The organism is Thermoanaerobacter sp. YS13 (genome assembly GCF_000806225.2).
Classification (GTDB): domain Bacteria; phylum Bacillota; class Thermoanaerobacteria; order Thermoanaerobacterales; family Thermoanaerobacteraceae; genus Thermoanaerobacter; species Thermoanaerobacter uzonensis.
The window spans coordinates 602,429-617,182 of the sequence record NZ_JOOI01000002.1; the positions used below are offsets into that span (position 1 = coordinate 602,429).

General features: G+C 32.9%; 10 protein-coding genes. 9 read left to right on the forward strand and 1 reads right to left on the reverse strand.

The annotated features are described in order from the left end of the window. The first annotated feature begins 12 nt into the window (after positions 1 to 12). The 4 genes from serA to THYS13_RS10770 all read left to right on the forward strand — a co-directional run bounded on the left by serA (position 13) and on the right by THYS13_RS10770 (position 5,898). Positions 13 to 1,614 (forward strand): phosphoglycerate dehydrogenase, encoded by a 1,602-nt coding sequence (serA, locus tag THYS13_RS10755; protein WP_042834522.1) that lies wholly within the window; start codon positions 13 to 15, stop codon positions 1,612 to 1,614. 237 nt (positions 1,615 to 1,851) lie between these two features. Continuing rightward, entirely contained in the window at positions 1,852 to 1,974 is a 123-nt protein-coding gene (locus THYS13_RS14825) for a hypothetical protein (RefSeq protein WP_255356313.1), read from the forward strand. Between the two features lie 358 nt (positions 1,975 to 2,332). Further along, complete coding sequence (locus tag THYS13_RS10765) at positions 2,333 to 3,229, forward strand: stalk domain-containing protein (RefSeq protein WP_235603357.1); 897 nt, start codon at positions 2,333 to 2,335, stop codon at positions 3,227 to 3,229. 392 nt (positions 3,230 to 3,621) lie between these two features. Beyond that, positions 3,622 to 5,898, forward strand: coding sequence for an MBL fold metallo-hydrolase (locus tag THYS13_RS10770; RefSeq protein ID WP_235603358.1), 2,277 nt, complete (start codon positions 3,622 to 3,624; stop codon positions 5,896 to 5,898). A gap of 632 nt (positions 5,899 to 6,530) precedes the next feature. Here the strand turns inward: THYS13_RS10770 and THYS13_RS10780 are convergent. Then, a complete protein-coding gene (locus tag THYS13_RS10780; protein ID WP_042834524.1) occupies positions 6,531 to 7,349 on the reverse strand; it encodes a histidinol-phosphatase in 819 nt (272 codons plus the stop codon). Between the two features lie 355 nt (positions 7,350 to 7,704). Here THYS13_RS10780 and THYS13_RS10785 point away from each other — a divergent pair, with 355 nt between their 5' ends. The 5 genes from THYS13_RS10785 (at position 7,705) to THYS13_RS10805 (ending at position 14,712) form a co-directional block, all read left to right on the forward strand. Continuing rightward, positions 7,705 to 9,306, forward strand: coding sequence for a CTP synthase (locus tag THYS13_RS10785; RefSeq protein ID WP_042834525.1), 1,602 nt, complete (start codon positions 7,705 to 7,707; stop codon positions 9,304 to 9,306). A 105-nt stretch (positions 9,307 to 9,411) separates the two neighbouring features. After that, positions 9,412 to 9,693 (forward strand): type II toxin-antitoxin system Phd/YefM family antitoxin, encoded by a 282-nt coding sequence (locus THYS13_RS10790; protein ID WP_042834526.1) that lies wholly within the window; start codon positions 9,412 to 9,414, stop codon positions 9,691 to 9,693. After that, positions 9,681 to 10,094, forward strand: coding sequence for a putative toxin-antitoxin system toxin component, PIN family (locus THYS13_RS10795; protein ID WP_042834527.1), 414 nt, complete (start codon positions 9,681 to 9,683; stop codon positions 10,092 to 10,094). Before THYS13_RS10790 ends, THYS13_RS10795 begins: the two co-directional genes overlap by 13 nt. Before the next feature lie 80 nt (positions 10,095 to 10,174). Further along, positions 10,175 to 12,145 carry a stalk domain-containing protein gene (locus THYS13_RS10800; RefSeq protein WP_042834528.1) on the forward strand — a complete coding sequence of 657 codons (1,971 nt, stop codon included), beginning with the start codon at positions 10,175 to 10,177 and terminating at the stop codon, positions 12,143 to 12,145. Between the two features lie 218 nt (positions 12,146 to 12,363). Beyond that, the gene (locus tag THYS13_RS10805; RefSeq protein WP_052210520.1) at positions 12,364 to 14,712 is read left to right on the forward strand and encodes a hypothetical protein; all 2,349 of its coding nucleotides are present in this window, start codon (positions 12,364 to 12,366) and stop codon (positions 14,710 to 14,712) included. The last annotated feature ends 42 nt before the right edge of the window (positions 14,713 to 14,754 follow it).

Genomic DNA, 14,754 nt, shown 5'->3' on the forward strand with positions numbered 1-14,754 from the left:
GAGGGATATAACTTGAGGATAATTGTCACAGAGAAAATATCAGAAAATGGCATTGAATATCTAAAAAAACACGCTGACGTGGACGTGAAAACTAATATTTCGAGAGATGAGCTTTTAGAAACTATTAAAGATTATGACGCCATTATTGTCAGAAGTGCTACAAAAGTAGATAGAGAACTTATCGAAAAAGGTGAAAAATTAAAAGTCATAGGTCGTGCGGGAAATGGCGTTGACAATATTGATGTAACAGCAGCTACTGAAAAAGGAATTCTTGTTGTAAATACTCCTGCTGGAAATACTGTAGCTGCTGCGGAATTGACCATTGGCCTTATGCTGGCTATAGCCAGAAATATACCGCAGGCATATCACGCTGGTATTAATGGGGATTTTAGAAGAGATAAATTCAAAGGTGTGGAATTGAACGGAAAAACTGTCGGTGTAATAGGATTAGGAAGAATTGGTTCTCTTGTGGCGTCTAGACTTGCAGCATTTAATATGAGAGTAATTGCATATGACCCCTATATGCCAGATGAACGTTTTGAAAAATACGGTGTGGAAAAAGTTACTTTAGATGAATTGCTTCAGCAATCAGACTTTATAACAATTCACCTCCCAAAAACGGAAGAGACCAAAAAGATGCTCAGTGAAAAAGAGTTCAAAAAAATGAAAAAGGGAGTTAGAATAGTAAATGCAGCACGAGGAGGAATCATTGATGAAAAAGCCCTTTACTATGCCATTAAAGAGGGCATTGTAGCGGCAGCAGGATTAGACGTTCTTGAAGTAGAACCCAAATATAATGTAGAACGACAAGATTTTAACAATCCACTTCTTGAACTGCCAAATGTCGTTTTTACGCCTCATATTGGAGCTTCAACTTATGAAGCGCAAGAAAACATAGGTATATCCATTGCGCAAGAAGTAATCTCGGCTTTAAACGGTAATCTGTACGGAAATATAGTAAATTTACCCGGGGTAAAATCCGACGAATTTTCACAGCTCAAACCTTATATGAAATTGGCTGAAGCCATGGGCGCATTTTATTATCAAATAAATGATACTCCTGTTAGATTAGTTGAAGTGATATATAGAGGAGAAATTTCGAAAACTAATACAGATATTGTTACTCTCTATGCTCTTAAAGGCTTTTTAAAGCCTGTATTAGAGGAGGATGTGAGTGTTGTAAATGCAAAATTAAGGGCAAAAGAAATGGGAATAGAAGTTGTAGAGGGTAAAATCGAAGAAATAAACCACTATTCAAGCCTTATCATTCTCAAGATTACAGATACCAATGGCAAAACAACACAATTTGCAGGAACCACATACGGAGAAGAAGTGAGGATTGTAGAGTATATGGGACATAAAGTAAATTTTGAACCTACGGAGTATATGCTATTTGTCAAGAATAAAGACATACCAGGGGTTATAGGTCACATAGGGAATGTGTTAGGAGACTTTGGCATAAACATCTCTACCATGCAAGTAAGCCCAAATAAAAATGATGGAACAGCATTAATGATTGTAAGCACAGACAAAGAAATTCCTGATGAAGCAGTAGAGTCTCTAAATAAATTAAATAGCATAATAAAAGCGAGAGCGGTTAAAGGATTGATATAGAGATATGGATTGTTATCAGAATATTATAAAGATGATATAATGTATGTAAAGTAACTTTTATTAAGGCGGTAAAAATGCAAAATAGTAGCATGATAAAAAAATAAATGAAATTATAGATTCTTTAACGGAGAAGGAAATTGCTGAAGTGATTGACTTTGCTGAGTATCTTAAAGAGAAAAAAAGAAAGAGCTTATAAAAAAATTTAACGATTGGGATAAATCTTTAGAAGTAGAACAAATGGCCCATGAAGAGGAAAAATTGTTAAAAGAAAGCGAGGAAGAATATATAACTTTAGAAGAAGCAAAGAAGGCATTAGGGATAGAGGACAATAAAATAGTAAATGATTGGATTGGATGTTAAATATGATTAAGATTAGTATTCCAGGAGATAAAGATCTTAAGATAAAAAATTTTGTCTTTGATTTTAATGGGATACTTGCTAAAGACGGGATTTTAATTAAAGGAGTATGGATTTATAAATAAATCCCAATCGTCTAAAAGCAACGTTGCAAACATAGAGTAATGTCTATATAAAATTTTTTAACAAAAACATCAATTTAACCCCCTAAAAAATATGTTATTGTGCCGAATATATTATAGTGAGTAATAACAAAAAAATTTAGGGGGTATAACAAATGATAAAAAAAATATTATCAACAATTTTAATTTTCTCTATCACCATTTTCCCTGTTGTTGCATTTGCCGATGATGATGATGACATGGCAAAGACTTTTGCTAACAATGATGTAAGTGCTTATACACAATTAATAGATAACACAACTGTTAACCACAGCGTATACAGTCAATCATCCGATGATACTACAATAACACAACCTTCAAATGTACGATCATCAGATCAAGAAATGATACTTAATGAAAAAGATGAAAATAATGGAGAAAATAATGATGAAAATAATGATTCTGTAACGACACAGGGAAATGATGAAAAAACTGAGAAGATAAACAGCCAAATTCAAAAATTGAAAGAACAATTGCAAGATGCATTAGATAAAAATCAATTTGAAAAAGCCTTAGAAATATCAAATAAAATAAAAGAGCTTGAACAGAAACTTAAAACGCTTAACCAAAATAACAATATGGAATTACAAATTGCAGAACTAAAAGCAAAAGCTATAAATTACTTACAAAATGGACAATTAGATGAGGCAATTAACACAATAACAAAAATTCTTAAGTTACAACATTCTAAAGATGACTATAAAATACTTGGAAAATTATATCATGAGGCTAAAAAAGATAAAAACCCTCATGTTTTTGTAAACGGCAATGAGCTTCAATCAGATGTTAATCCAGTCATCCAGAATGGGAAGACATATATTCCCCTAAGAGCAGTGGCTAATGCCATAGGAGTCGATAACAAGGCAATAAATTGGGATGAACATAGTCAAGCTGTAAGCATTAAAACAGGTAATATAAACATATATATGCCTATAAATACTACCCAAATAATAGTTAATGGACAAACAAAGACAATTGACGCTCCTGCTGTTGAGACCAATGGAAGAGTTATGGTTCCATTAAGAGCAATAAGTCAATTGTTTGGTGAAAATGTAGATTGGTATCAAGAAGGAGAGATTGTAACTGTAGGAGATTAATTTTAAAAATAGATATAAATGTACAAGAGCAAAGCTTAAACGCTTTGCTTTTTTTGAATGTTTTGTTGCAGCAACCAAATATTACATTCTATTCTTCTTAAAAATTTCTTGATATTAGTATAACTTAGTATAATATTTGTAGACACTTTAAGGCAAACAGGTTAAAATAAAAATATAAATAAGAGGGCATAGCCTATATATGGAACTTTTACATGGCTCATAAATTTGAAATTTTAAACAGATTTTACAATATTTGTAGTCACATATATAAAAAGATGTATAGAAAAGACCAATTTGTTAACCGAATTTTGCAATGTTATTTCGGTAGAAAACATGAAAGTGTAAAAGAGCATAAGAGAAAGAGGGTAAAATAACTCAAAAAGGGGATTTATATGAAAGTTGTATTTTCTGGAGGAGCTAATGAAGTAGGTGCTTCATGTTATCTCATTAATCTTGAAGGTAAAAACATATTACTTGATTGCGGAATACGTATGTCATCTACAAAGGATAATCTTCCTGATTTTCGTTTGATTCAAGAACATGGCGGTGTTGATGCCATAATAGTAAGTCATGCCCATTTGGATCATGCAGGTACATTACCTATTATATCAAGAATGTATCCTCGAGCTAAAATATATATGACTCATGCTACAAAAGACCTAACAAGAGTATTGCTATATGACAGCTTAAAAATAATGGAGAGAGAAAGTGAAATACCTATTTATGCCGAAAACCATGTCAAAGATATGTTAGATAGGATACTTTGTTATACACCAGGATATACTTTTACGCCTTTTTCCGATTCACAAATAAAAGTTACATTATATCCTGCAGGCCACATATTAGGCGCAGCCTCAGTTTATATTACTTCAGAAGAAGGAAGCGTTTTTTATTCAGGTGATTTTTCTGGTTTTAGGCAGAATACCATAGAAGGGGCTTTCATACCTAAATTAAGACCGGATGTAGCAATATTTGAGTCTACATACGGAGACAAACTGCATGCCAACAGGGAATTAGAAGAAACGAGGCTTATTGAAAAAGTATCCTCTATAATAAGCGAAGGTGGAAAAGTCATAATACCTGCATTTGCACTGGGAAAAGCCCAAGAAATTATACTTATCTTAAAGAAGGCAATAAACAAAGGGCTATTAAAAACGAAAGTATATGTTGACGGCATGGTGAGAGAAGTATGCAGGGTTTATAAATTAAATCCCAATTATTTAAGGCAAAACCTTGCTAAAAAAATTTTCAATGGTAATGATATATTTTTTGATGATAATATTATAGAAGTTGAAAAGCCTGAAATGAGAGAAGAAATTATAAAAGAATCATGTGTAATCATATCAAGTTCAGGTATGATAACCGGAGGCCCAAGTCAGTGGTATGTTGAAAAACTTGCACAGGATGAAAAAAATTTAATTGCCATAACTGGCTATCAAGATGAAGGATCTCCAGGCCGACAACTGTTAGATATCATAGAAGAAAGTACTGAAAACAGAAAAATTAAAATTGACGATAAAGAAATATTGATAAATGCAAGTATTGACAAATTTGGTCTGTCAGCTCATGCTGACATGGGAGAAATACTAGCACTTGCTAATAGTCTTTACCCTAAAAAAATTTTCCTTGTTCATGGAGATCCAGAGATAATAAATTTTCTTGGAAAAGAAATTCAAAAAGACTTAAAGTCAGAAATATACATACCTTCAAATGGTGACATCTATGAAATTGATGTAAAAAATCCAAGAAAGCAAATTGAGAAACAGCCTTATCCTTCTATGAACCAAAATTGTGCATTGACTCAAGAAAATATAAAAGATTTATGGCAATTTATAGTTGGAAAAATAGGTGTAAAACAGGCGTTATCTCTTGAAGAAATAGCACAAATTTGGGGAAAAGGTGTTAACACTGAAAACTTGAAAGAATTATTAAACAATACTATATACTTTGAACCTGATAAAAAACGGATGTTTTTATATTATGCAGTAACTGAAAATGAGTTGAAAAATCTTCAAAAAGACGAAGTAATGGAACTAAATCAAATGCTTTCCCTTGCAGATGAATATTTTGGCCCTGAATCAGGGCTGTATAAAAAAGGTGCAAGGTTTGAAGAAAAAATAGCTCTTTTATATTTCAATTTTCCCGATGTGGCAAGAGAAAGATACTCAGAAAAATTTAAAGAATTTGAAGAAAAAACAGGTTGGAAAATAGAGCTTAACAAGAATATCAATATTTCAGCAATAAATAGCATTTTGTCAAAAATACTCCCTAAAGAAATTTTAATAAAAAAAGTTTCATATATGAACATGGAAAAGAAAGTTATAGTAAAGATAGAAGGAAAAATTAATGATTTAGATCTAGTTAAAGACAAGTTCTATAGTGAAACAGGCTTAACTTTATTAATTGCAAATGATAAAGAGGGAATCCAAAATGAGAAGAAAGAAATTATTATGGCAAATAGCAATTTTGAAGATAGAATGGAGCAAAATAAAGCTTTGAAAATAATTGATGAAGAATTTTCAAAGCTTCCACATAAAATTTACAAAAAAAGCATAAAGACATCCTCGGATGGCTATAAGTATATTGAGCTTTCATTTATATCAAAAGTAGTGGGTGAAAAATACACAGAATTGATTAAAAAACTGTCAGAAAAGACAGTAGGCCTATAGGGATAAGTGACAGTTGCAATCAATTTGAAATAATAAACATAGTTAAAAATCTTTTTGAAGAAAAAGGGATTCTTTTAAAGAAAAATCCCAGTATATATATGGACAACATGATTGTAAAAATTATAACTTCTTCCCCTATCGAGAAAGAAACACTAGAAGAAATTAATGAGAAGCTATACTATTTAACAGGGTTTAAGGTAGAAATGCTCTGAAATTTTATAATATTTTCAAATATCTATACTGCTGGTTTTTCTGTACTTTGCCTCAAAGTAACATATTAAAAAGCCGGAAGTTTTATTTTAAAGAGGTTTTTCAATAAATTTAGGAGCAAGCTTTCCTTGCTCCTCAGACTGTAGACAAACTTTCGAAAAGAAGATATTTTGCATAAGGAGCGACTTGTGACAAAGCGCTAACAAAACTTAGTGAGACTGAGGGTGAAGGCAGGGCCGAAGCCACGGATGGCGGAGGCGGGCACTAAGACAAGGATGTCGAATGTGCCCGGGACCCTGCCGAAACCCGAGGGTCAAGCTTTAGTTTTGTCGCTTTGGAACATCGGAGCTACGATGCAAAATATCTTCTTCAAAAAATTTTTGACTTTGTCAACAAACTGAGGGGCAAGCTTTCCTGCTCCTTTAAATATTATAAGCTGTTCTTTTTCTTTCTTCAAAATAATAAAGAGTGTTTATCCCAAAGGATTTTACATAAGCATAAGCTTTGTCAAAATCTCTTGCCACATCTTGAGGCATGTGAGCGTCAGAATTTACTACAATCGGTATATTATATTCCTTAATCATTCCCATTATCTCTTTTGAAGGATAAATTTCTCCAACAGGTTTTCTCAATCCTGCAGTTGAAACCTCAATCACTATGCCAGTCTTAGAAATTTCTTCAATATTTCTTTCTATCTTTTCAAAAACTTTATAATTGGGTCTAAATCCAAAAATTTTCACGAGGTCAATGTGCCCTATTATATCAAAAAGTCCTGTCTTGGCCATTTTCTCAATTATATTAAAATATTCTAGATATACTTCATCAACATCTCTCCTGTGCCATTCCTCTATTGATTCTTCAAGGTCTATTCCCCAATCGTCAATCCAGTGAACAGAGCCTATTATAAAGTCCCACGGGTAAGTAGCTAGGAAATCCTTTATTTCTTTTTCCTTTTCCGGGAAATAATCGGCTTCAATTCCCAGCTTAACTGGAAGAGCCATTTGTTTTGCTTCTTTGATAAGTTCCACGTAATCTTCAATGCTTTGGTCCATGTAAGTTTTTATCCACTCTCTTCTAAATCCATTGCTCTTATATACTTCAAAACCTTCTTTAAACCTGTGACCGTGTTCAGAGATACCAATCTCAACTAGACCTTTACTTAAACCAGAATCTATAAACTTCTTAAGCCATTCTATAGTATAAGGGCCGTTTTCTATGTGGACGTGATAATCTGCAGCCATATTTTTCCTCCTTTTCAATAAGATAAAGCTTTGAGATTTTAATATCTTAAAACATTATAATATTTTGCAAAAACTAATGCAATTTGTGTTATAATAATTTAAAGTGATTGATTTAATTTGTGAGGTGAGATGCTTTATCCTCTTTACAATCACTTTAAAATCCTATATAATAAATAAGTATTTATTTTTACGAGGTGCTTTTTTATGAACTGCTGGGATGACAAAAATTTAAAAAAATTTATTTAAACTTAAAGGGATACGAGTCTCTATTTTTCCAAAATAGAGATTTTTTTATGGGTTATAAACTATTAAAAGTCAGTCTAAAAAAACGATAATACACGCAAGAGGTGAGATGATGGCAAAATACATTTTTGTAACAGGAGGAGTTGTGTCTTCCTTAGGCAAAGGCATAACTGCTGCATCACTGGGTAGGCTTTTAAAAAGTCGTGGCATATCAGTTGCTGTTCAAAAATTTGACCCTTATATAAACATAGACCCTGGTACCATGAGTCCATACCAACATGGTGAAGTTTTTGTTACAGAAGATGGGGCGGAGACAGACTTAGACCTTGGTCATTATGAGAGGTTTATAGACATTAACCTTACCAAAAATAGCAATGTAACTGCAGGTAAAGTGTACTGGACTGTCATCACAAAAGAGAGAAAAGGGGATTATCTTGGTGCCACAGTTCAAGTGATACCTCACATAACGAACGAAATTAAAGAAAGAGTATACAGAGTTGCAAAAGAAAAAAATTTGGACGTAGTAATAACAGAAATTGGTGGTACAGTAGGAGACATAGAAAGCCTTCCCTTCCTTGAAGCTATAAGGCAAGTGGCGATTGAACAAGGAAGAGAAAATGTCATGTTTATTCATGTGACATTAGTACCTCATCTCGGAAAGACGGGAGAATTAAAAACAAAACCTACTCAACACAGCGTAAAAGAACTGCGTTCAATAGGTATTCAACCCGATATGATTGTATGCAGGACAGAACTTCCTCTTACGCAAGATTTAAAAGAAAAAATTGCACTCTTTTGTAACGTAAGCGTAGAAGCTGTCATAGAAAATAGGGATGTAGAATCAATTTATCAAGTGCCTTTGGAACTAGAGAGGCAAAAAGTAGACGAATACGTGTTAAAAAGGTTGAATTTGCCTATTGGAGAATCGGACTTAAAAGAATGGAGAGAATACGTGGAAAGAGAAAAGAACCCCACAAGACAGGTAGAAGTAGCTTTGGTGGGAAAATACGTTGACTTACACGATGCTTATATAAGTGTTGTAGAAGCTTTAAAACATGCGGGAGTTTATCATAGAGCTGCTGTGAATATAAGGTGGGTAAATGCTGAGCATGTAAATGATGAGACGGTGGAAAAACTTTTAAAAGGAGCAGACGGTATATTAGTGCCGGGAGGATTTGGTGATAGAGGCATTGAAGGCAAAATAAGAGCTATCCAGTATGCAAGGGAGAACAAAATTCCTTACCTTGGATTGTGCCTTGGAATGCAGTGTGCTGTAATAGAATTTGCGAGAAATGTAGCAGGACTAAAAGGAGCTAATTCTACAGAGTTTGACCCGGAAACTTCCCATCCTGTAATAGACCTCATGCCTGAACAAAAAGACATAGATGAAAAAGGCGGTACAATGAGATTGGGGGTGTATCCTTGTAAAGTAATTGAAGGGACAAAAGCTTATGAAGCCTATAAAGACGAATTAATTTATGAAAGACACAGGCATAGATACGAGTTCAATAACCAATATCGGGAGCTTTTAACCTCAAAAGGCCTTGTACTTTCAGGTCTTTCTCCTGATGAGAGGCTGGTTGAAATGATAGAATTAAAAGACCATCCTTATTTTGTGGCATCCCAATTCCACCCGGAATTCAAGTCAAGACCTTTAAAACCTCATCCATTGTTTAGAGATTTTATAGGAGCAATGTTAAAAGAAAAAGAATAAGGGTTGGATAATATCCAGCCCTTAAATTTTACTTGATAGTTATGAACAAAAAAGCTATAATATATCTAGAAATTAATTTTAAAATTAATCTGGAGGTGAAAACAAATGGAAGAAGTCATTGGAGTAGACAAATTAAGACCAAAATTAGGTGAATATTTAGAAAAAGTAGAAAAAGGCGATGTGATAATAGTTTCTTCTCGATCTGAACCCAAAGGAGTTATAATAAGTTATTCTATGTACAATCAATTAAAAGAACTTGAAAAGAAGGCAAAACAATTAGAGATTATGCAAATTTTAAACGAATTGAGAAGTAAAGCCGAAACAGCAGGCTTATCTGAAGAAGACGTACAAAAAGAGATAGAGGAAGCACGAAAATGCGGGCAGTAATTGATACTAATGTTTTAATTTCAGCTTTTATTAGCAAAAAAAGCTATCCTGCAAAAGTTATCGATTACTGGGTCTTAAATAAATTTGACCCGGTAGTAAGCAAAGAAATTGTAGAAGAATATGCTGATGTGTTGACACGAGATAAGTTTGCTGTTTTTGGCACTATTGAGAAAAGACTTGACTTGCTAAATAGGCTTTTATCTTTTGATTGGGTTTTATTTGTATATCCAAAACAAAAAATAGAGGTTATAAAAGAAGACCCAAAAGATAATATTTTCTTAGAGTGTGCTTTAGAAGGAAGTTGTGACTTCATAGTCACAGGTGACAATCATTTGCTTCAACTTAAAGAGTACAAAAATATTAAAATAGTGAAAGCAGAAGAATTTGTAACCATATTGTAATCCTTTTGCAATATAACTGTAACATAAGTATATTACAATAAATTCAATAAGAAGTAGAAAAACAAAAGAGGAGGAGGCCGATGAGAAGAAAGGGAAAGTATCTGTTCATTTTTTTATTAATTTTTCTAATTTACAGTGGAACATTTGCATATGCGACTGAAACTTATAACATCGACGGAAAAAACATCTTCTACAATTACCCACCTATAAATATCCTCATAGACGGGGTAAAACAAAATCCGAATATGAGGCCCCTCATGATTGATAATCATGTATTTGTGCCAGTAAGGTTTGTTTCAGAAAAAATGGGGGCACAAATAGGTTATGACAGCACTAAAGTGTGGATTACTTACAATGGAGATAAAATCGTCCTCTATTTTTACAAAGACACTGCCTATGTAAATGACAAGCCTGTAAAACTTGACTCATCTGTTAAACTTGTAAACTATGGCTATACATATGTCCCATTGCGATTTATTGGGGAAGCTTTTAAAAATAATGTTAAATGGGATGAAAACACGAGGACTGTATATATAGAAAAGGAAAAAGAAACAGGCGCTCAGATTAGCATTACAAGATTAAGTAACCCAAATTCAAGTGTTAGTGTAACTTCGCAATCTAATTTAACTACTTCTGCTACAAATCAAGGTACACAGGCTCTTTCATCAAACCCTTATACGATAGATGGTATAGGATTCACTGATATAGATAGTGTAAGAAATGTAACTATTCTAACACAAGATACTAATTACAACATTTATACATCTCCAACTAAAGATGCTATTTTTGTAGATTTAAATAATGCTATTTTAAGTTATGGGGTGCGGGGATTTGCACGAGATGATAAGATTGTGAGAGGGATTATTCCTATTCAGCTTACTCCAACAAGTGTGAGAATAATTATTACTTTAAACAGCGATGCAAATTATTCTGTTTCACAACAAGATGGTAAATTGTTAATCAACCTGCAACCCATAAGCATGAATTTACCTTCTTCTTTAATGGTAAATGCTGATGTAGTAAATATACGAACAGGTCCAGGTACACAGTATGACATTATAACACAAGTCAATAACGGAGATATATTAAGTGTAATTGACAAATCGGGTGATTGGTATAAGGTTAAACTTCAAGATGGTACAATAGGTTGGATTGCAGGATGGCTTACAACTGTATATAACAATTCTAACCAGGTAACAAATAATAATTCTAATAATTTTTCCGATCGAAGGGTGCTGACAGCGTCTAACATTCAACCTTCAAGAGGAAGTATTGGCCAAGCTCTTACGTCTTTACCATATGCAGGGAAAGGAGTATGGTACAGCATATATTCTGCGATGCCTACTGCAAATGATTTAAGCCGTTTTGTAACTGCCAGAGTAACTCATATTTACCTTGAAGTTGCTACATCGAAAGCGGGTTTCTTAGATGAATGGAAAAAGCGATTAGATGACTTACTTCCTGCTGCACATAGAGCTGGAATAAAGGTTATAGCATGGTTGTACACAGACCTAAAAGATACGTCATATGATGCATCTTTGACGGCTCAAGTCGCCAATTATGTTACCCCAAATGGTTATCGCGTAGATGGGGTTGCTGCAGATATTGAAGAATTACCTCAAAAAGATCCAGCTACAGCTTCAAAGATGGTAGAAGACTATGCAACACAAACCTTAAAAAATTTACCTGCAGGAATGCCTTTTATCGCGATCACCTATCCACCTCAATACAGGCCCAACTACCCTTATGCTACAATGGCAAAATATTTTGATGCGATTGCTTTAATGGACTACTGGCATGTATCAAGCGCAAACTACACCTATGATGATGCAAAAAATTTTGTATCTGATTCCATTAAAAAAGTACAATTTTTAGCAGGAAACAACGTTAACATAGAAGTCATTTTGCACGGTTATGATGACGGCTATGGACTTCCCTCTGTAGATGAATTAAGGGGTGCTCTTGATGCTTCAAAAGATGCAGTTGGATATTCAATATATACTTGGAATACACTAAATGATGAATTAAAAGACGTATTTGCTAATTATTAAAAATGAAGGAGTGGCTTTTTTCGCTACTCCTTAACTATTTTATCTAGGATTACTGTTTTTTTCTTATGTTAAATTTTTTAAAGAAATTATTATAAGGGACTTTTGTTTTTTTATGTTATGGTATATTCTAATTATGGATATGGTTTCTATTTCCTCAGCTAAATTATTAAAAGCGATTCAAAAAGAAAAATATACAAAATAGTGGGAGAGTAATATTTATGAAGAAAAAAATATTTTTTATTTTAATATTATTAGTAGGGTATATACTATTTGATTATCACAATATTTCTACAACAAAAATTTTATCATCTGATAACAGTAAAATTTCTTTTAAATATACTCCATTTAATTCTAATAACGGAGAAATTGCCTTTAAAAAATATAATGGTACTACTTATCTTGAAATAGTAGCTGACGATAATAAAGAAATTGGAATACACTATGCCCTAGATAAAAAATCAATTAGAAATTATATTTTGGCTTTCCGTTTTTTATCCCATGCAGGATTCGGGGAAGTGAGACTTAATGTGAAAAAGAATGATAAAAGTTATATATATGGTTTTGTAGTATTCCCTCCAAAAAATGTTGGCAAAAACTATGAAGTCCTTGAAAATAGCTTTACTCCTAATTATGTTGGTGCAGACAAATACATAAGATTGATAGATTTTTTAAAAAGCAAGGGATTTAATCCCGATGAAATTGATGAAGTAGATATAACAATATCAGTTTCAAATGGCCAACATTTAATATTATTAGTAAATGGTGATTTTAATAGTAGTAGTTCTATATCTCATGATTATAGCAATTTCAAATATCACTCTATTTATTTTGCAAATTATCCTGAAAATGTATCTAAAAAAGAGAGAAAAGAAAAAACAACAAATCTTGACATCAAGTTAAATCTTTCAGATATTCAAAAGGGAAAAAACATCTTAAAGGTAGGAGATAATTTTAAATTAATCGCATACGTAAAAAATACTTCAACAATATCCATTAATAATATTCAGTTGACATTGAAAGAACCATATGCTTATGGAGTAATTATTACATATGGTGAAACTTACAACAAGTTTATTGATGAGTTAAAACCGGGTGAAATAAAAAGAGTGGAATGGAAATTAAAAGCTAATCGATCTGATGAAGTAAATTTTGGCAAACCATGGCCTGTTGAGGTAATTGCAGAATCAGATAAGTATTATGCACAAAGTCAAATACCAATCACTATAATTGACGATAGAGAAGGTAAAATTTTTTACGTAATGACAGAGGATTTAGAACCTATAGATAGTGCAGGATATGTGGTAAAATGGGGCAATAGAAACAGTTGGCTTGACCCCCAAGAATTTAATATACAATTGGTAGAAAAACCACAAACTCTGAATGAGATAGCCAATAAATATGGAGCAAAATGGACTCATTTTATAGCGTATCCAGTCATTGATGGTGCTAAGTGGGTAGCAGACAACCTTGTAACTAATGTTGATGATAAAAAAATTTGGCATGAGACGTTAGATAGAGTAATAGCTTCCATGATAGATGGTATCAAAGAAGGACATCAATATATCCTACATCCCCATATGGATTATTGCCCTCAGCTTCCTTGGAATTATATAAGTTATGATTTAAAGACAAATGGATTTTGGGCTAATCACAATCTGCATGGTTGGGCTCATTCTTTATTGCCTATTTTAAAAGTTAATGATATAGACACGCGAATGGGAGCAATAGCTTTTTATCAAGGTCAGTTAAATAAACTTTATGGAACTTATTATGGTCAGCCTATGACGTTAAGAATGGGTTCTTTTGATTTTGGCGAAAAAGGAAAAGATACTCAATTATCGACTACTGCATTGCAAAGTCTTGGAATATATGCTAGTAGTGATGCGAGAGAGTCTCAAAAGAAAATATATTTTGCTGATGCTTCAGATATAAATAAAGAAGCGAATAATTTTAATGATATTGGAATGGTAGAACTTTCAGTTAACGAGTCAAAAATACTTTCTTATAATTCCATGAATCTACAAATGCTAAACAGCCGGTTTCGTACCTTATTTCTGGAAGATGAAAAAAACGGCAAGATAAAGCCAGGTGTACATCTTATCTTAGGTTTTACACATGCTATGTTTATGATGGGAGATTCAAATTGGGAAAGTACAATAGGCGGTCATTTTACTACGCTTAATGACCATCTCAAATGGGTAACGGAAAATTATATAAAAAAGGGTAAGGTCAAATTTGCTACTGCAGATGAGGCGGTTGCTGCTTATCTTGATTATTATACTCCTAGAGCCATTGGAATATATGGAAAAGAAGAGAAAATAAGCGATAAAGTTTTCCAATATCCGTTGAGGATACTAGGGCAAGATATACCTTTTGATGAAAATCACGTACAGGAGGTCTTAGCCTCGTATCCAATTCAGTTTCTGGGTCATATAAAATATATCAAAATTTACAACCATAACAATCTAGTAACCATTATACACCATTTTGATGATAATTCCTCTTTATTTACTTTTAAACTCCAACAAAAAACGGATAACATCTATATGAGAGTTTATTCGAAATAATCTTTAATCTTTGAGATAAGTAAACCAATAAAAAAAGGAATT

Bases quoted from the DNA above. Each gene is read 5' to 3' on its own strand.
- THYS13_RS10805 (WP_052210520.1), top strand. From the start codon at position 12,364: ATGAAGAAAAAAATATTTTTTATTTTAATATTATTAGTAGGGTATATA.
- THYS13_RS10790 (WP_042834526.1), top strand. From the start codon at position 9,412: ATGGAAGAAGTCATTGGAGTAGACAAATTAAGACCAAAATTAGGTGAA.
- THYS13_RS10795 (WP_042834527.1), top strand. From the start codon at position 9,681: ATGCGGGCAGTAATTGATACTAATGTTTTAATTTCAGCTTTTATTAGC.
- THYS13_RS10780 (WP_042834524.1), bottom strand. From the start codon at position 7,349: ATGGCTGCAGATTATCACGTCCACATAGAAAACGGCCCTTATACTATA.
- THYS13_RS10800 (WP_042834528.1), top strand. From the start codon at position 10,175: ATGAGAAGAAAGGGAAAGTATCTGTTCATTTTTTTATTAATTTTTCTA.
- THYS13_RS14825 (WP_255356313.1), top strand. From the start codon at position 1,852: ATGGCCCATGAAGAGGAAAAATTGTTAAAAGAAAGCGAGGAAGAATAT.
- THYS13_RS10770 (WP_235603358.1), top strand. From the start codon at position 3,622: ATGAAAGTTGTATTTTCTGGAGGAGCTAATGAAGTAGGTGCTTCATGT.
- THYS13_RS10765 (WP_235603357.1), top strand. From the start codon at position 2,333: ATGGCAAAGACTTTTGCTAACAATGATGTAAGTGCTTATACACAATTA.
- THYS13_RS10785 (WP_042834525.1), top strand. From the start codon at position 7,705: ATGGCAAAATACATTTTTGTAACAGGAGGAGTTGTGTCTTCCTTAGGC.